Raw genomic sequence first — 17,055 nt, 5'->3', positions numbered from 1 at the left:
GGCGACGAGCGTGTTGCCCGCATGACTTGTGTAGCCGTTCTTGATCCCGATCAGCCCGTCGTAGGGCTCCACCCCGTCGGCGCCGGTCAGCAGCCGGTTGGTGTTCCGGATCCCGTACGACCATCCGCCCGGGCCGGGGAACGCCGCCTCGGCCGTGCCGCAGTACCGCGCGAAGTCCGCGTTGCGCAGCCCCGCCCGGCCGAAGACCGCCAGGTCGTACGCGGAGGAGACCTGCCCCGGGGTGTCGTAGCCGTCGGGGGAGCGGACGTGGGTGTCACGGGCGCCCAGGGCGCGCGCCTTGGCCTGCATCCGGGTGGCCGCCGAACGCCAGCCGCCGCTGAGCCGGGCCAGGACGTGCACGGCGTCGTTCCCGGAGTTGAGGAACACCCCGCGCCACAGGTCGGCCACTTGATAGGTCTGTCCCTCGGCCACCCCGACGAGACTGCTGCCGGGGCCGATGCCCGCGAGGTCCTCCGCGCCGACCGTGTGCCTGAGGCCGCCGGGCAGCACCGGCAGGACGGTCAGGGCGAACAGGGTCTTGAGGGTGCTGGCAGGCGGCAGCCCGCGGTGGGCGTCGTGCGCCGCGAGGACCTCTCCGCTGTGGGCGTCGGCCACCACCCACGACAGCGCGGACACGTCAGGGACCCGGGGTGCGCCCCGGTGCGGCCGGACCTGGGTGCCGGCGTGGTACAGCAGGTCGGGCGATGCGGCCGCGGCCATCGGTCCGCCGGGCGCGGCGGGGTCGGAGCCCGTGCGCGCGGCCGCCGTCGCGGGGGCGCACACCAGAAGTCCCGTCATGCACAGTGCGCAGGCCGAGACGGCAAACCGGGAGGGAAATCCGATAGTCATACTGCAAAGCTAGGAACGGACCGGCCCTGTATCGCGCTGGCCGGGCCGTGGGGCGGGCCCGAGCACCCGGATGCCGCACACCGCCCGGCGTGTCGCGGCGCTCCGCACGGGCTGGCCGACAGGCCCCGCCTAGCCGACGGGCAGCGTCGGCTGGATTCGGCGCAGGAAGGTCGCGTTGTCCGGCGTCTCGCGCATGCGCTCCAGGAGCGTCTCCAGGTTGGCCTGGCCGTCCCGGCTCTGCAGTGCCCGGCGCAGACCGTGCACGGTCGCCAACTCGGCCGGGGGCAGGAGAAGTTCCTCGCGGCGGGTGCCGGAGGGGTTGATGGCGACGGCCGGGAAGACGCGCCGGGAGGCGAGCTCGCGGTCCAGCCGGAGCTCCATGTTGCCGGTGCTCTTGAGCTCCTCGAAGTAGAAGTCGTCGGCGCGCGAGCCGGTCTCCACCAGGGCGGTGGCGAGGATGGTGAGCGAGCCGCCCTCCTCGGCGAGCCGGGCGGCTCCGAAGAACTTCTTCGGCCCGATCAGCGCGGTGGCGTCGACGCCACCGCTGAGGGTGCGGCCGTTGCCGGGGGCCGCGTTGTTGTGGGCCCGGCACAGCCGGGTCAGGGAGTCGAGCAGGATCACGACGTCCTCGCCGGCCTCGACGAGCCGCTTGGCCCGTTCGATCACCAGCTCGGCGAGCGCGATGTGCTCCTTGGGCGTGCGGTCGAACGTCGAGGCGAACACCTCGCCGCGCACGGAGCGCCGCATGTCGGTGACTTCCTCGGGGCGTTCGTCGAGCAGCACCACCATCAGGCGGCACTCGGGATGGTTGCCGGCGACGGCGGCCGCGATCTGCTGGAGCAGTACGGTCTTGCCGGTCTTGGGCGGGGCCACGATCAGCCCGCGCTGGCCCTTGCCGACGGGTGCGATCAGGTCGGCGACCCGCCCGGTCAGGCCGGACGCCGGGTGTTCGAGACGGATCCGCTCGCGGGGGTGCAGCGGGGTGAGGTCACGGAAGTGACGGCGATTGTTGTCGGGTGTACGCCCGTTGACCCGGGCGACCTCGGTGAGGGCGCGCTGGGTGCCGCGCACCCCGTCGACGACGTCCCCCTTGCGCAGGCCGAACCTGCGGATCAGCGCCGGGGAGACCTGGAGGTCGGTGGGTGAGGGCAGCAGGCCGGCGGAGCGCAGGTGGCCCTTCCCGCCCGCGTCGATGTCGAGGACGCCGGTGACGGCCCGGACCGGGGGCTGCTGCTGGACTGGAGGGTGTTCGAGAGTGGTGGTCATGGTGGTCTGTCCTTTCGAGGACGGAAGGCATGGGACATGCGGAAGGAAGGGGGGAAGCCGCGAGAGGGAAGGCGGACAGCGCCTTCGGCGGCGGGAAACAGCACCTCGGGTGTGGCAGGGCCACTGATCACGAGATGATGAGGAGAAGCCGGTACACCGACCGGCGAACTGAGGAGGAACTGGCACCGGCGCCCACAGCAGGGCGTACACAAGTGCTGTCGGCAGAGTAGCACGCGGCTGTCAGCGGTGGGCCAGAAGTCCGTAGAGAAGCGGGATCCGCGGCTCGGGAAGACGCCACCAGCCGGACGGCGTGCGCTTCATGTGGGGCCAGCGGGGCCACGGCAGCTCCTCGCTCTCCCGGAGCCGCCGGACACTCAGTCCCGCCCCCGTCAACGCGCCCAGGACCTCACCTATTCCGTGCATCCACTCGTAGCTTTCGGTGGCCCCCTCGACGGGCGGGCCGTCGGTGTAGGTGTGGGTCGCGTCCCGGTGCACGGGCCCCTCGCCACCGAGGTAGTCATGGCGCAACAGCAGCTCGGGGCCCTCGCCCGGCGCGGGCTTCGGGCCCAGCGAGTTGAGCAGCGGATGGAACTCGACGACGTACAACAGACCGCCAGGACGCAGCAGTTGGGCGATCACGCCGGCCCATCGCTCGAGGTCGGGCAGGTAACACAGGGCGCCCTTGCCGGTGTAGACGACGTCGAAGCGCCGCCCGCCCAACGCCTCGACGGCGTCGTAGACGTTCGCCTGTACGTACTCGACGGCCACGCCCGCCCGCGCCGCGATTCCGGCCGCGGCCGCCACCGACGCCTCCGAGAAGTCGAGCCCCACCGCGCGGGCGCCACGGCGGGCCAGGGCGAGCGTCTCCGTGCCGAGATGGCACTGGAGGTGGAGCACGTCACGGCCGGTGAGGTCGCCGAGGTCCTCCCACTCGAAGGCGGCGAACCAGCGCTCGGGATCGAGGTCCCGGCCGCCGAGACCGTAGAACCGGCTGGCGAGGTGGACGGGGGTGCGGGCGTCCCAGTTGGCCTGGTTGGCCCGCATCAGCCGAGCGTGCTCGTCGGACGTCATGCCACCATCCAACCAGCCGTACGGGTGCCCATCATTTTTCGTGCGCGTCGGGTGTCGATTCGGGTCTGCCCCGTTCGTCGGGTGGGTGTAGGAAGCTCATGAGGACCGGGAGGATCCATGAAGTACATGCTGCTCGTCTGCGGCGACGACACCAACGACGCCTCGGGCATGGCCCCCGTCGAACCCTGGGTCGAGGAACTCGGGGACCGTGGCGTGCGGCAGCACGGGCACCGGCTCGCACTGCCCGCCGACGCGGTCACCGTGCGGGTGCGCGGCGGTGAAGTGCTGCGCACCGACGGGCCGTTCGCGGAGACCAAGGAGTACGTCGCCGGCTTCGACATCCTGGAGTGCGACAGCCTGGAAGAGGCGATCGAGGCGGCGGCGAAGCACCCCGTGGCCACGATCGGCGCCATGGAGGTGCGCCCGTTCTGGGAGGACGAGGATCCCGAAGGGGAGATCCGCCGCCTCGACGCCGAACTGACGGACGCGGCGCGCGCGGGCGACGCAGAGCGGGTGATCGCCTGCTACGCACGGGACGCGGAGGTCGTGTCGCACGTCGACCACCACAGGGGCGCCGAGGCGCTCCGCAAGGCATGGCAGGCGAGGGGGCCGGTCACCCGCGAGGTGCTGGAGTTCCGTATCCACGTCGACGAGAGCGTCGCGTTCGGCCACGCCCTCATCCGCACCGACGGAAACCTGCTGCGCGTCACCACCGGCTACCGCAATGTCGGTCCGCGCTGGCTGATCGTCCACGAGCACGTCACGGAGGCCACGTCATGAAGTACGTCCTGCTGATCTGCACCCCCGCCGGCGGCGCGGAACTCAGTCCCGCCGAGATCGCCGAGGATCCCCGCTTCACGTCCTACATCGAGGAAGTCCGCAGCCGCGACATCGTCAAGGGCGGCGCCCGGCTGCGTCCCGCCTCCGACGCCACCACCGTGCGCGTCCAGGGCGACGAGGTCCTGCTCACCGACGGCCCGTTCATCGAGTCCAAGGAGTACATCGCCGGCATCGACATCATCGAGGTCGCCGACCTGGACGAGGCGATCTCCCTCGCGTCCCGGCATCCCGCGGCGCTCGGGGGCGGCTCGGTGGAAGTACGGCCAGTGTGGGAGTGACGGCCGAAGAGGCGGTCGCCGCCGCCTTCCAGGAGGAGTGGGGCCAGGTCGTCGCCACCCTGATCCGGGTGACCGGCGACTGGGACCTCGCCGAGGAGTGCGCGCAGGACGCCTTCGCCCAGGCCCTCGACCGGTGGCGGCGCGACGGCGTCCCGCGCCGCCCCGGTGCCTGGCTCACCACGACCGCCCGCCACCGGGCCATGGACGTCCTGCGCCGGGAGGCGGTCGGGGCACGGAAACTGCGGGAGGCGGCGATGCTCACGGCACCCGAGGAGCCGTACGACGACAGCGGAGTCCAGGACGACCGGCTGCGGCTGATCTTCACCTGCTGCCATCCCGCGCTGCACATCGAGGCCCGGGTCGCCCTGACCCTGCGCACCCTCGCGGGCCTGACCACACCGGAGATCGCCCGCGCCTTCCTGGTCCCCGAGGCGACGATGGCACAGCGCCTGGTGCGCGCCAAGAAGAAGATCCGCAACGCCGGCATCCCCTACCGCGTACCGCCCGCCCACCTCCTGCCCGAGCGCACGACCGGCGTGCTCGGCGTGCTCTACCTGCTGTTCAACGAGGGCTACGCGGCCACCTCGGGGGCCGATCTCGTACGACGGAACCTGTGCGCGGAGGCGATCCGGCTGGCCCGCGTGCTGGCCCGGCTGATGCCGGACGAACCCGAGGCCCTCGGTCTGCTCGCGCTGCTGCTCCTGCACGACGCCCGCCGCGAGACCCGTGTGGACGCGGACGGCGGACTGGTGACGCTGGAGGACCAGGACCGCACCGCGTGGGACCGCGCCGAGGTGGACGAGGGCGCGGCGCTGCTGGAGACCGCGCTGCGCCGCGGCCGTCCCGGGCCGTACCAGATCCAGGCCGCCATCGCCGCCTGTCACACCACCGCCGCCACGGCCGAGGACACCGACTGGGCCGACATCGCCGCGCTCTACGGCGAGCTGCTCCGCTTCGTGCCCTCGGCCGTGGTCCGCCTCAACCGTGCGGTGGCGGTCGGCATGGCCCAGGGCACGGACGCGGGACTGGCGCTGGTCGCGGAACTGGAACAGGAGGGGGAGCTGAGCGGCTACCACCTGCTTCCGGCCACGCGCGCCGACCTGCTGCGCCGCAGCGGCCGTAAGACCGAGGCGGCGCAGGCGTACGAGCGGGCCCTGGAACTGGTGGAGAACGACGCCGAGCGGCACTTTCTCGAGAAACGTCTCGGGGAGTGTCGATCCGCCTAGTGGCCGTTCGTCGGTGGGGTGAAGGCAACCCCGACACCGGAGGTCCCCATGACCGCCACCGACTCCCGCCGCTGGTACGCCCTTTGTCTGCTCTGTGTCGCCGGTTTCATGGTGATCCTGGACGCGCAGATCGTCGTCCTGGCCCTGCCGTCGATCGCCGACGGCCTCGGGTTCTCCGCGAGCGGCGCTCAATGGGTGATGAGTGCCTACCTGCTCAGTTTCGGCGGACTGCTGCTGCTCGGTGGCCGGGTCGCCGACCTGCTGGGCCGTCGCAGGGTCTTCATGACCGGCACGCTGCTGTTCGGGCTCTCCTCGCTGCTGTGCGGGTTCGCCGGTACGGCGGCCGTGCTGGTCGCCGCGCGTGCCGTGCAGGGCGTCTCGGCCGCTGTCATGGCGCCCACGGCGCTGTCGATCCTGCTGAACACCTTCGAGGAGGGTCCCGAGCGCAACAAGGCCCTCGCCCTGTGGTCGGGCAGCGGCGGCTTCGGCGCCACTGCCGCCCTACTGATCGGCGGCCCTCTCACCGACGTGCTCGGCTGGCAGTGGGTCTTCTTCCTCAACGCACCCGTCGCCCTGGCCCTGCTGGTCCTGAGCCCGCTGCTGCTGCGCGAGAGCCGCACCGAGGTGCGCACCCGCTCCTTCGACCCGATCGGCGCCCTCACCGCCACCGGCGCCCTGGTCGCCTGTGTGTACGCCGTCGTCGAGGCACCCCGCGCCGGATGGGTGTCGCCGCGCACGACCGGCCTGCTGGCCCTCGCCGTCGTCCTCGCCCTTGTCTTCCTGCGTACCGAGTCCAGGACCCCGGCCCCGCTCGTCCCCCTGCGCCTACTGCGTGCCCGGACGGTGAGCGGCGCCAACCTGGTCGTGTTCCTGCTCGGCGCCACCGCCTTCGGGATGTCGTACACCCTGTCCCAGTACGGCCAGGGCGTCCTCGGCTGGTCGCCGCTGCGCTTCGGCCTCGCCAACGTCGTGATGCCACTGGGCGCGGTCGCCGGGTCGTACGCCGGACAGGCCCTGGTCACCCGGATCGGCGCCCGCCCGGTCGCCGTGGGCGGACTGACGCTGTGCGCGCTCGCCGCCCTGCTGCTCTCCGGGGTGCCGGTGGACGGCGGCTTCCTGCGCGACCTGCTCCCCGCGCTGCTGCTCTTCGGACCGGGTGTCGGGGCCTGCGCGGTCGCCGGGTCCATCGCCGCCCTGACCGGCGTCGGCGAGCGGGACTCGGGAGTCGCCTCCGGCATCCAGACGGCCGCGTTCCAGATCGGCGGGGCCTTCGGGGTCGCCGTCGTCACCTCCGCGAGCGTGTCGCACACCGCCGGCACCGAGCGGCTCGCGGCCCTGACAGCGGGCTATCAGGCGGCGTTCACCGCGTGTGTCGCGCTCGCGGTGACCGGTATCGGCTGTGCGTGGGTGCTGCTGCGCGCGCCGCGGAGCCGGACGGTGGAGCCCCCGCGATCAACAGCCACGTCGGCAACACGGGGGAGTACGGCTATGGGATCTACGCCATCGGCGACGCCACCGTCCGCGTCCTCGCTTCCCGGTCAGTGAACCCGGAAGCGTGATCTCAGGAGGCGGCCGCGGCCCGTGCCTCCGCCTCCTTCGCGATCTGCTCGAACCGCGCCCCCATGGCCGCCGCCAGGGCCTGCGCGCCCGACAGCGGACGGACCATGACCATCAGCCGGTCGATCAGGCCGTTCTCGTCGAGGTGGATGAAGTCGCAGCCGTCCAGCGCCCGTTCGCCGACCCGGGTCGCGAACACCAGCGCGTGGTCGCGCCCGTCCTCGCTGCTCAGCTCGCTCACGTAGCGGAAGTCCTCGAAGACCTTGACGACAGTGCCCAGGATCGCCGCCGTGATGGCCTTGCCCTCGTACGGCTTGAACACCACCGGACTCGTGAAGACCACGTCCTCGGCCAGCAGGGCCTCCACGGCGTCGAGGTCACCCGCTTCGACCGCTTCTCGGAACGCTCGCATCGAGCCTCCATAGCAAATTTGTTGAGTAGGTGCGGAGTAGATTAATCACCTGCTGCTAGCCTGTCCATATGTCGCTCAAGTACGCCGTCCTGGCGGCCCTGCTGGAGGGCGAGGCCTCGGGCTACGAACTGTCCAAGGCCTTCGACGTCTCGCTGGCGAACTTCTGGCCCGCGACACCTCAGCAGCTCTACCGCGAGCTGGAACGACTGGCGCAGGACGGGCTGGTCGAGGCCCGCGTGGTGCAGCAGGAACGCAGGCCCAACAAGCGGCTGTTCACCCTCACCGAGACCGGCCGACGCGAGTTGCGCGCGTTCGCCGCGGAACCGCCCCGCAGACCGGCCGCCCTCCGCGACGAGTTCCTGATCAAGATCCAGGCCATGGACGGCGTCGATCCCGGGGCCACCCGGGCGCTGGTCGAGGAGCGCATGTCCTGGGCGCGCGGGAAACTCGCCCGCTACGAGCGGGTACGGGAGAGGCTCCTGGACGGCCGCACCGAAGAGCAATTTCTCGCGGAGGCCGACCGGATCGGCCCCTACCTCACGCTCATGGGCGGAATCACTCTCGAAACGGACATCATCCGCTGGTGCGAGCGCGCTCTTGCCATTCTGAAACGCCGCGCTCCCCTAAGCTGACGCGGATGTTCAGCCCAGAAGGTCCCAGCCTCCGTGAACTCGCCGTCCAGGCACTGTCGTCCGTCGAGCGCGGTTACGACCTGCTCGCCCCCAAGTTCGACCACACCCCTTTCCGTACGCCGGACTCGGTGCTGGACGCGGTCGCGTCCGCGCTCCACCGCATGGGCCCCTTCGACGCCGGGCTCGACCTGTGCTGCGGTACCGGCGCCGGAGCCCGGGTGCTGACGCGGGTCTGCCGGGAGAGCGTGACCGGGGTCGACTTCAGTGCCGGGATGCTCGATGTGGCCCGACAGCGGACGCGGTCCGGGGGCCCGCGTGTGAACTGGGTACGGGGCGAGGCGCGCGCCCTGCCGTTCGCCCCCGCCTCCTTCGACCTCGTCGTGAGCTTCGGGGCCTTCGGCCACTTCCTGCCGGCCGAACTGCCCGGTCTGTTCGCCCAGACCCGCGAGGTGCTCCGGCCGGGCGGCGCTTTCGCCTTCCCGGTCGTCGCCCCGCCTCGTCCCTCGTCTCCCGCCTACTGGGCGCTCCTCGGGTTCGACTCCGCGATGCGGGTGCGCAACGCCCTCTGGCGACCGCCGTTCGTCATGTACTACCGGGACTTCCGGCTCGGGCACGTACGACGGGAACTGGAAGGGGCCGGCCTTCGGGTGGAGCTGTACGCCCTGCCCGAGTTCGGCGTGCGCGGGGACGGCAGCCCACGGGTCCGGATGGTCGTGGCGAGGCGTCCTGTCCGACCGTCGTGAACCATCGAGGACGTCCCGCCGTCACCGCACGCTGTACAAGGCGTCGATCAGTGCCATCTTCCGGGGATCGTCGGCGATGTGAGGACCCATCCGGTTCATCACGTAACCCAGTGATACCCCTGCCTCCGGGTCGGCCAGACCGCACGATCCGCCGAAGCCGTCATGTCCGAAGGCCCGCGGATTCGGCCCGTACGAGCCGTTCGGTCCGCTGAGCCACAGGCCGAGCCCGAGCTCCGTCTCGCTGTCGAGCCCCGCGCCCAGCACCAGGTCGCGGCACCTGCCCTGGCTCTCGCGGACCCGCTCGGCGGCCTCGGGGGACAGGACCCGGTGACCGTTGTGGGAACCGCGGCCCGCGAAGATCCCGTAGAGCGCGGTGACCGCCCGCGCGGTGCCGTGGCCGTTCGCGGCCGGGATCTCCGCGGCTCGCCACTCGCGTGTGTTCGCCTCCCCGGCCCCCGCCCCGGGGTTGGCCAGCGCGGCGATCGCCGCGGGCGCCAACTGGGCGAAGATCGCGGCCTGTTCGCTTGCCGACGCGGCCGGCGGATGCACCAGCTCGGCGGCCCGCCCGGCCTCCTTCTCCGGCAGCCCGATGGTGAAATCGATGCCGAGCGGCCCCGTCACCTCCCGCTCCAGGAAGGCGCCCGGCAGCAGCCCCGAGACCCGCCGGACGACCTCCCCGACCAGGAAGCCGTACGTGAACGCGTGGTACCCGGACACCGTGCCCGGCTCCCACCAGGGCTCCATCGCCGCGAGCCGCTCCGTCGTCAGCTCCCAGTCGAAGAGCTCGGCGAGCGAATGGGGCTCGCGCAGCCCGGACAGCCCGGCCCGGTGCGACAGCAGGTGCCGTACCAGGACCTTCTCCTTGCCCTCGGCGGCGAACTCCGGCCAGTAGGCGGCCACCGGGGCGTCGAAGTCGAGCAGGCCCCGGTCGGCGAGGATGTGGGCGCACAGGGCCGTCGGGCCCTTCGTCGTCGACCACACGTTGACCAGCGTGTCGTGCTCCCAGGGGCGGGTGCGGGCCGCGTCTGCCCAGCCGCCCCACAGGTCCACGACCGTCTCGCCGTCGACCACGACGCTCACCGCGGCGCCCAGCTCGGCACGGTCCCGGAAGTTCTCCTCGAACGCCGTGCGCACCGCCGTGAAGCGCTCGTCGCAGTGGCCGTGGACACGTGGCTCGTGCTCGGACATGGGCCCTCCGTCGTCGCCGGAAGCCCGGACCGCGACACTGCGATCCGGGTGTCCCGAACATACCGACTGGTCGGACTGGAGGGAAGATCTCAGGCGGGACTTCGGACAGAGCTCAGGCGTACGAGCGCAGCCAGCTCAGTTTCGCCGCCTGCTGATACGGGCCGCCGCCCTCATGGTCGTTGAAGTCGTAGACCTCGATGGCCTTGTCGTCGTGGCCCCAGGCGTTGAAGGCCGCGAAGACGGTGGAGGGCGGGCAGGTCTGGTCCTCCAGCGCCGCCGAGAACAGCGCCGGCGTACGGCCGCGGCTCGCGAAGTGCACGCCGTCGAAGTAGGCGAGGGTGCCGAGCACGTCCTCGAAGCGGCCGCGGTGCGTCTTGAGATAGAGGCCGATCTCCCGGTACGGATGACGGTCCGTCACGGTCGCCGCGCGCGGGAAGTCGCACAGGAACGGCACGTCCGGGGCGACCGCCGCCAGATCCGGCACCAGGCCGCCGACCGCGATCGAGATGCCGCCGCCCTGGCTGCCGCCGAGCACGACCGTGCGCGCCGGGTCGGTCAGCGGATGCGACCGGGCCGCCTCCACCGCGCGCACCGCGTCCGTGAACACCCGGCGGTAGTAGTAGTTCTCGGGCGCGTCGATGCCCCGCGTCATGAACCCGGGATACGCGGGCGCGCCGGCCACCGGGTCCGCAGTGCCGCCACCGCCGCCCCAGGCACTGCCCTGACCGCGGGTGTCCATCACGAAGTGCGCCCGGCCCGTCGACGCCCACAGCAGATGCTCGTGCGGCAGTCCGCGCCCGCCGCCGTACCCGATGAACTCCACGACCACCGGTACCGGGGCGGAGACCTCGGCGGGGATCGTGAACCAGCCCTTGACCGGGTGGCCGCCGAACCCGGCGAACGTCACGTCGTACACCTTGACCGTGGTCAGGCCCGTGTCGACGAGGTCGAAGCGGGCGTTCAGGTCGAACTCGCGGGCCTCCCGAAGGGTCTTGGACCAGAACGCGTCGAAGTCCTCGGGCTCGGTGGACTCGCTGCGGTACTCGCGCAGCTCGTCGATGGGGAGGTCGAACAGGGCCATGTAGGACCGCCTTTGCGAAAGGGACAGTGCCGGATGATCACACCGTACGTGCGTGGTCGGACGACTCGCCAGGCCTTTGCCGTGACGGCTGGCTACCATGATTGCCATGTCGACAGCCGTGGACCTGCTGGTCAAGGACGCCGGACTGCTGGTCGTGGACGGGGAGCGGGAGATCGCCGGCGGCTGGCTGGCGGTCGCGAATGGTCGGGTCACCGCCGTCGGCACCGCGGGCACCGAACCCGAGGCCCGGACGACCCTCTCGGCGGCCGGCCGCCTCGTCACGCCGGGCCTGGTCAACACCCACCACCACATCTACCAGAACCTCACCCGCTCCTACGCCCCCGCCGTGAACGGCTCCCTCTTCGACTGGCTGACCACCCTCTACCCCCTGTGGGCCGCTCTCGACGAGGAGGCCGCCTACGTCTCGGCGTATGTCGGCATGGCCGAGCTGCTCATGGGTGGCTGTACGACGTCCTCGGACCATCTCTACGTCCATCCGCGCCCCCTCCTCGCCGACGCGGAGATCCGCGCCGCACGGGACATCGGCTTCCGGTTCCACGCGACGCGGGGTTCGATGACCCGCTCGGTGGAGGACGGCGGGCTTCCGCCGCGGAGCGTCACCCAGACCGAGGAGGAGGTCCTCGCCGACAGCGAGCGACTCATCAGGGCGCACCACGACGCCTCGCCCGGCGCGCTCGTCAGGGTCGCCCTCGCTCCCTGCTCCCCGTTCTCCGTCACCAAGGAGCTGATGACGGCGACCGCCGAACTCGCGGAGCGCCACGACGTCCGGCTGCACACCCACCTCGCCGAGGACCGCGACGAGGACACGTACTGCCTCGAGACGTACGGCTGCCGGCCCGTCGAGTACTTCGAGGAGACCGGCTGGATGAGCGACCGCACCTGGGTCGCGCACTGCATCTACCCGAACGACGCCGAGCTGCGCCGCCTCGCGGCCGCGGGCGTCGGCGTGGCCCACTGTCCTAGCTCCAACATGCTCATCGGCGGAGGGACCGCGCGGGTGGCGGAGATGCGCGAGCTCGGGATGCCGGTCGGTATCGGCTGCGACGGTTCGGCCTCCACCGACCACGCCTCGCTCTGGATGGAGACCAGAGGAGCGCTGCTGCTCGGCCGCTACCGGGGCGGACCCCGCGCGATGACCGCACGCGACGCGCTGGACCTCGCGACCAGGGGCTCGGCCCGCTGTCTGGGCCGCGCGGACGAGATCGGTCACCTGCGCCCGGGGGCCTGCGCCGACCTGGTCGTCTGGGACCTGCACGAGGTGGCGCTCGCGGGCGCGCTCACCGACCCGGTGGAGGCGTGGCTGCGCTGCGGCCCGGCCCGCGCCTGGACCACGGTGGTCGGCGGACGCACCCTCGTGGACCGGGGCGAACCCGTGCTGCCGGGGCTGACGGACGCCCTGCGCACCCACAGGGCGATCGCGCGCCGGATGCAGCAGCAGGCGTAGGCGCATCCGCCCGGGAACCGCGGACACGGTGCCGGCCGTCGCTCGGTCAGGCCCGGCGGCGGGTCCACTGCGGTTCGGTGAGGGCCCAGTCCCGTTCCCACTCGACGAGCCGGTGGCGGGTCGCCGCGCCGCGGACGAGCGAGTGGCCGAGGAGGATCACGGCGACCGTGGCGCCCGCGCCGCAGGCACCCATCGTCACGGTGTGCTGCCAGACCGCGGTCTCGTCCGGCGGCGGGGCCACGCTCCGGCCCCGGGAGTCGAACCACACGTCGACCTTGTCGCCCTTGTCGGTACCGGACGGGACCCGGGCGGTGGCCGTCTTCGCGGCGCCCCCGGCCTCCGTCCAGCGCACGGTCACCCGGTAGGAGCGCTCCCGGCCGCCCTGGATCGTGGGCAACGAGTCCGGAACCCTGCCGACGACCTCCGCGTGGACCCGGTGGCGTTCGGAGCGTTGCTCCGCCGCCATCGCACGGGCGTCGTCATGCGCCCACCAGCCCACCACCGCGCCCACCAGCGGGGCACCCAGCAGCATCAGGGCAGCGATAGCCAGCACTGTCCACGCCTCGACGACGTCGGACCGGCGCCTGAGCGGATTGCGCCGCCAGCGCCAGCCGCGCACCCGGGTTCGCATGTCGACCTCCGCACCACGCCCACCTGCGAGTGGTCACACAGATGTAGTACCCCTCCATCCGCGACGTTCACTTGTGGGGGAGCGCACATAGGCACCCATGGTCAGCCGAAGCGCTCGATCCGGATCCGGTCCACCGGCTGACCGGCCTCCACCAGCAGCCGTGAGGCGTGCTCGGCGAAGGCGTTGGATCCACACACATAAGCTTCCCACCCACCCTCGGGCTGCGCAGCCAGGAGCGGCGCCACATGTGCGGCTGCCATACGTCCCACCGGCACCCCCTGGGGAGCGCTCCGCGTGAACACCGGGGTCGTCTCCGCGCCGAACTCCCGCGCGTAGATGAGGTCCTCGGGGCTGCGCGCCGAGACCAGCAGCCGCAGTGGCACGGACAGCCCGTGCGCCCGGTGGTGCCGCACCATCGACATCAGCGGTACGACACCGGAGCCGGCCCCGATCAGCAGCGCGGGCCGGTCGCCGGGCCAGGCGAAGAATCCGCTGAGCGGACCGCGTACCTCGATCTCGTCACCGGGCTCCGCCACGGTGTGGAACCACCCGGAGACCTCACCGCCCTCGACATGGTCCAGGGTCAGTTCGATGTGCCCGGAGTCCTCCGGCGGGGACGCGATCGAGTAGTGGCGCTGGGCGGTGTAGCCGTCCTCGGCGGTCAGCCTCAGCATCAGATGCTGGCCGGGCAGATGTCCCTGCCAGGCGGGCACGGCGAAACGGAACGTGGAGGTGTACGGGGTCTCGCGGCGGACCTCGGTGAGCGTGGCGGTCTGCCACTCGGCGGCGGCGCGTTCGCTCACCGCGATACGTCCTGGCACCGCGAACCTCGTGTCGGGGGCGAAGGTCTCAGTCACCGGAGTACCGCTGCTCCTCCCACGGGTTGCCCCGCGCGTGATAGCCGTTCTGCTCCCAGAAACCCGGCTCGTCGTGATCCAGCAGCGTCAGTCCGGCGACCCACTTGGCGCTCTTCCAGAAGTACAGGTGCGGCACCAGCAGCCGCGCCGGCCCGCCGTGTTCGGCGGGCAGCGGCTTCCCGTCGTACTCCCACGCGATCCACGCCCGTCCGCCGGTCAGGTCCGCGAGCGGCAGGTTCGTGGTGTACCCGGTGTGCGAGTACGCGACGGCATGGGTGGCGGACCCATGGGGCCGCACCACAGCCAGGAACGCGTCCAGCGACACACCCGCGAACCGCACCCCGAACTTCGACCAGCTCGTCACACAGTGGATGTCACCCTCGTAGGCCGACGCGGGCAGTGTGTGCGCCTCGTCCCAGTCCCAGGTGCGGGGCTGTTCGACCAGTCCGTCCACCCGGAACGTCCAGTCGGCGGCCGAGAGGTCCGGCGTGACCTCGGCGGAGAGCACGGGCCAGTCGTCGCCCGCGTCGTACTGGCCCGGCGGGAGCCCGATGTTGTCGACGCGGGGGCGTCCGGTGAAGCCTCGGGTGACGTTCATGCCTAAACCGTACGCCGTCGCCGCGCGTGCTCCGTCCCAGGTCAGTGCCCCGATCATTGCGGCCGTATGAACACTGCGCGGAGCCGGGAATAGCCGTCGCGCGCCGCTCCTTGGCGCTGGAGTGCGGGGCCGGTGGCCCGGTGACAGTGCGAGGAGAGCGAGGAAGCAGATGCCCAAGGCGTACGTCTTCACGCGGTACGGCGGACCGGAGACCGAGGCGTTCGTGGACGTGGACCGGCCGAGTCCCGGACCCGGTCAGCTCCTGGTGGCCGTCCGTGCGGCGGGCGTGAACCCCGTCGACTGGAAGATCCGCTCGGGCTACCGGCGGCCCGGCGACAGCGGTGAGCGAGCCTTCCCCGCGGTGCTCGGCAGCGAGGTCTCCGGTGTCGTGGCGGAGCTCGGCGAGGGTGTCGAGGGGTTCGCGGTCGGGGACGAGGTCTTCGGCAACACGCTCGACGGGGGCTACGCCGAGTACACCCTGGTGCCGGTCGCCATCGCCGCGCACAAGCCCGCCGAACTGTCCCACGCGGCCGCCGCCACCCTGCCCGTCGCCGCCGCGACCGCCTACGACGGCGTCCGCCAGCTCAATCTGCCCGCGGGCGCGACGCTGCTGGTGACCGGCGCGGGCGGGGGAGTCGGCGCGGCGGTCGTGCAGATCGCCCGTGCCTTCGGACTCCGCGTGGTCGGCGTCGCGAGCGAGGGCAAGAAGGGCTTCGTCCAGTCGCTCGGCGCCGACCACGTCCCCTCCGGGCCGGACTGGGCCGAGCGGGCCCGGGCGGCCGCGCCGGACGGCATCGACGGGGTGTACGACCTCGTCGGCGGCGAAGTGCTCGCCGAGGCCGCCGAGTTGCTCACCGACCGGACGAGGCTGATCACCGCCGGTGCCCCGGAGGAGGACGTGCGGCGGCTGGGCGGTACCCGTGTGGCGCGGGCCCGCAACGCTGCCGTACTGGAGGAGCTGGCGCGGCTCGTGCTCAAGGGCGACCTGGACCCGCACATCACCGAAACGTTTCCCCTCGACCGCGCCGGCGAGGCGCTGCGCGCGGTCGAGGAAGGCCACGCCCGCGGCAAGACGGTCGTCGAGGTCGCGCGATGACCGCCGGCGCCCCGCACGTCCTCGACAACCCCGCCCTCGCCTCCCTGACCGGCCCGCACGCCCACTTCGCCGAGAAGCGCGGCCGGGTCCTGCGTTATCCCGTCGACGTCTCGCCGTGGCTGGCCATGCCCGACGCGCCCGACGCCGGCGACTGGGCCGACCTGGCGGCGCTCGCGGGCCCCGGCGCCGAGGTGCCGCTGACGGCCTACGCGGGACAGCTCCCGGTGGGGTGGGAGATCACGTTCCACGTCGAGGGCGTACAACTGGTCGACGACGGCCTCACCACCGCACCCGACCCGGAGGCGGTCCGCCTCGGGCCCGCAGACGTCCCCGAGATCCTCGACCTCATCGAACGGACCCGGCCCGGACCCTTTCTGCCCCGCACCATAGAGATGGGCACCTACCTGGGCATACGCCGGGACGGCGCGCTCGTCGCAATGGCGGGGGAGCGGCTGCACCCGCCGGGCTGGACCGAGATCAGCGCGGTCTGCACCGACCCCGCCGTCCGCGGTCAGGGCCTCGCGACCCGGCTGATCCTGGCCGTCGCGCACGGCATACGCGAGCGCGGCGAGACCCCGTTCCTGCACACCGGCGCGCAGAACACCGGTGCCATCCGGCTCTACGAGTCCCTCGGCTTCCGGCTCCGGCGCACCACCGCCTTCCTCGCCGCACGGGTGCCCGAGCGGTTGCCGGAGGCGGTGTCCTAGAAACCGTCAGCCGGAGTGCGGCCAGGCGTTGTATCGCACCAGGTACCCGGCGAACCGCTCCAGGTCCTCCTGCGACCAGTCCGCGAGCCGCTCGCCGACGGCCGCTCGGCGGCTCACGGTGACCTGGCCCAGGATGCGGCGGCCCGCCTCGGTCAGATGGAGTACCAGGACCCGGTGGTCCTCCGGGTCCTGGCGGCGTTCGACGAGGCCGGCCCGCTCCAGAGCGCTGACCTGGCGGCTCACCGTGGACTTGTCCAGGGCGTAGTGGGCGGCCAGGTCGGTGGCGCGGCAGCCGTCGCGCTCCTCCAGATGCCCGAGGAGCGTGTACGACACCAGCGACAGCTCGGGGTGCAGACGGCCCGCCGAGGCCCGGGCCCGTCGCGCGAAGACCGTCATCTCGCGCTGGATCGTCTCCACGGCCGTGGCTGCTTCCATCTGACCTCCCTCGCAGTACTGGTTGTAGAGTACAACTCGTGCCGTTCTGGGGTAGGGTGGCGCTCCGGCTGAGGGCGGTCCCAGCCGTGCGGGACCAAGGAGGTGAGACCCATCAACGCTGTG

The 17,055-nt window shown here is 72.0% G+C and carries 18 protein-coding genes and 1 pseudogene; 9 read left to right on the top strand and 10 right to left on the bottom strand.

The features are described 5' to 3' along the window. Positions 1-12 precede the first annotated feature (12 nt). From BFN33_RS54115 to BFN33_RS05840, 3 genes and pseudogenes are all read right to left on the bottom strand, one after another. Positions 13-720: pseudogene (locus BFN33_RS54115) on the bottom strand (D-alanyl-D-alanine carboxypeptidase family protein); the annotation flags it as partial. 258 nt (positions 721-978) lie between these two features. Next, on the bottom strand, positions 979-2,115 hold the full coding sequence (gene rho / locus BFN33_RS05845) for a transcription termination factor Rho (protein ID WP_069758705.1): 1,137 nt from the start codon (positions 2,113-2,115) through the stop codon (positions 979-981). A 240-nt stretch (positions 2,116-2,355) separates the two neighbouring features. Next, a complete protein-coding gene (locus BFN33_RS05840) occupies positions 2,356-3,186 on the bottom strand; it encodes a bifunctional 2-polyprenyl-6-hydroxyphenol methylase/3-demethylubiquinol 3-O-methyltransferase UbiG (RefSeq protein ID WP_069758704.1) in 831 nt (276 codons plus the stop codon). Positions 3,187-3,303: 117 nt separating this feature from the next. Here BFN33_RS05840 and BFN33_RS05835 point away from each other — a divergent pair, with 117 nt between their 5' ends. The 4 genes from BFN33_RS05835 to BFN33_RS05820 are packed head-to-tail and all read left to right on the top strand — an operon-like array spanning position 3,304 to position 7,075. Further along, complete coding sequence (locus tag BFN33_RS05835) at positions 3,304-3,966, top strand: YciI family protein (protein ID WP_069758703.1); 663 nt, start codon at positions 3,304-3,306, stop codon at positions 3,964-3,966. Beyond that, positions 3,963-4,304, top strand: coding sequence for a YciI family protein (locus BFN33_RS05830; RefSeq protein ID WP_069758702.1), 342 nt, complete (start codon positions 3,963-3,965; stop codon positions 4,302-4,304). The genes BFN33_RS05835 and BFN33_RS05830 overlap by 4 nt, the downstream gene beginning before the upstream one ends. Continuing rightward, complete coding sequence (locus BFN33_RS05825; RefSeq protein WP_069758701.1) at positions 4,301-5,530, top strand: RNA polymerase sigma factor; 1,230 nt, start codon at positions 4,301-4,303, stop codon at positions 5,528-5,530. The genes BFN33_RS05830 and BFN33_RS05825 overlap by 4 nt, the downstream gene beginning before the upstream one ends. Positions 5,531-5,578: 48 nt before the next feature. Beyond that, complete coding sequence (locus BFN33_RS05820; protein WP_256122643.1) at positions 5,579-7,075, top strand: MFS transporter; 1,497 nt, start codon at positions 5,579-5,581, stop codon at positions 7,073-7,075. A 16-nt stretch (positions 7,076-7,091) separates the two neighbouring features. Here the strand turns inward: BFN33_RS05820 and BFN33_RS05815 are convergent, their stop codons facing one another. Continuing rightward, on the bottom strand, positions 7,092-7,499 hold the full coding sequence (locus BFN33_RS05815) for a nuclear transport factor 2 family protein (protein WP_069758700.1): 408 nt from the start codon (positions 7,497-7,499) through the stop codon (positions 7,092-7,094). 68 nt (positions 7,500-7,567) lie between these two features. On the opposite strand from BFN33_RS05815, the gene BFN33_RS05810 reads away from it, so the two are divergent. Continuing rightward, on the top strand, positions 7,568-8,131 hold the full coding sequence (locus tag BFN33_RS05810; protein WP_069758699.1) for a PadR family transcriptional regulator: 564 nt from the start codon (positions 7,568-7,570) through the stop codon (positions 8,129-8,131). Between the two features lie 5 nt (positions 8,132-8,136). Further along, a complete protein-coding gene (locus BFN33_RS05805) occupies positions 8,137-8,874 on the top strand; it encodes a class I SAM-dependent methyltransferase (RefSeq protein WP_069758698.1) in 738 nt (245 codons plus the stop codon). 21 nt (positions 8,875-8,895) lie between these two features. On the opposite strand, the gene BFN33_RS05800 is transcribed toward BFN33_RS05805, so the two are convergent. Beyond that, entirely contained in the window at positions 8,896-10,062 is a 1,167-nt protein-coding gene (locus tag BFN33_RS05800; protein ID WP_069758697.1) for a serine hydrolase domain-containing protein, read from the bottom strand. A gap of 112 nt (positions 10,063-10,174) precedes the next feature. Beyond that, the gene (locus tag BFN33_RS05795) at positions 10,175-11,143 is read right to left on the bottom strand and encodes an acetylxylan esterase (protein ID WP_069758696.1); all 969 of its coding nucleotides are present in this window, start codon (positions 11,141-11,143) and stop codon (positions 10,175-10,177) included. A gap of 106 nt (positions 11,144-11,249) precedes the next feature. Between BFN33_RS05795 and BFN33_RS05790 the strand changes: the two genes are divergently transcribed. Beyond that, a complete protein-coding gene (locus BFN33_RS05790) occupies positions 11,250-12,608 on the top strand; it encodes an 8-oxoguanine deaminase (protein ID WP_069758695.1) in 1,359 nt (452 codons plus the stop codon). 46 nt (positions 12,609-12,654) lie between these two features. Here BFN33_RS05790 and BFN33_RS05785 read toward each other — a convergent pair whose 3' ends face one another. The 3 genes from BFN33_RS05785 to BFN33_RS05775 all read right to left on the bottom strand — a co-directional run bounded on the left by BFN33_RS05785 (position 12,655) and on the right by BFN33_RS05775 (position 14,694). Further along, positions 12,655-13,239, bottom strand: coding sequence for a DUF3592 domain-containing protein (locus BFN33_RS05785; RefSeq protein WP_069758694.1), 585 nt, complete (start codon positions 13,237-13,239; stop codon positions 12,655-12,657). Positions 13,240-13,340: 101 nt separating this feature from the next. Continuing rightward, a complete protein-coding gene (locus BFN33_RS05780) occupies positions 13,341-14,096 on the bottom strand; it encodes a ferredoxin reductase (protein ID WP_069758693.1) in 756 nt (251 codons plus the stop codon). Further along, positions 14,089-14,694 carry a sulfite oxidase-like oxidoreductase gene (locus BFN33_RS05775; protein WP_069758692.1) on the bottom strand — a complete coding sequence of 202 codons (606 nt, stop codon included), beginning with the start codon at positions 14,692-14,694 and terminating at the stop codon, positions 14,089-14,091. The genes BFN33_RS05780 and BFN33_RS05775 overlap by 8 nt, the downstream gene beginning before the upstream one ends. Positions 14,695-14,863: 169 nt before the next feature. Here BFN33_RS05775 and BFN33_RS05770 point away from each other — a divergent pair, with 169 nt between their 5' ends. Together BFN33_RS05770 and BFN33_RS05765 are read left to right on the top strand one after the other, a co-directional pair. Beyond that, positions 14,864-15,790 carry an NADP-dependent oxidoreductase gene (locus BFN33_RS05770; RefSeq protein WP_069758691.1) on the top strand — a complete coding sequence of 309 codons (927 nt, stop codon included), beginning with the start codon at positions 14,864-14,866 and terminating at the stop codon, positions 15,788-15,790. Beyond that, positions 15,787-16,497 carry a GNAT family N-acetyltransferase gene (locus BFN33_RS05765; RefSeq protein WP_069758690.1) on the top strand — a complete coding sequence of 237 codons (711 nt, stop codon included), beginning with the start codon at positions 15,787-15,789 and terminating at the stop codon, positions 16,495-16,497. Before BFN33_RS05770 ends, BFN33_RS05765 begins: the two co-directional genes overlap by 4 nt. 6 nt (positions 16,498-16,503) lie before the next feature. Here the strand turns inward: BFN33_RS05765 and BFN33_RS05760 are convergent, their stop codons facing one another. Then, complete coding sequence (locus tag BFN33_RS05760) at positions 16,504-16,932, bottom strand: MarR family winged helix-turn-helix transcriptional regulator (RefSeq protein WP_069758689.1); 429 nt, start codon at positions 16,930-16,932, stop codon at positions 16,504-16,506. Between the last annotated feature and the right edge of the window lie 123 nt (positions 16,933-17,055).

The sequence above is a fragment of the Streptomyces sp. LUP47B genome (genome assembly GCF_001746295.1).
GTDB lineage: Bacteria > Actinomycetota > Actinomycetes > Streptomycetales > Streptomycetaceae > Streptomyces.
Note: the sequence above shows the minus strand (reverse complement) of the source record. Positions and strands in the feature narration are given on the sequence as shown.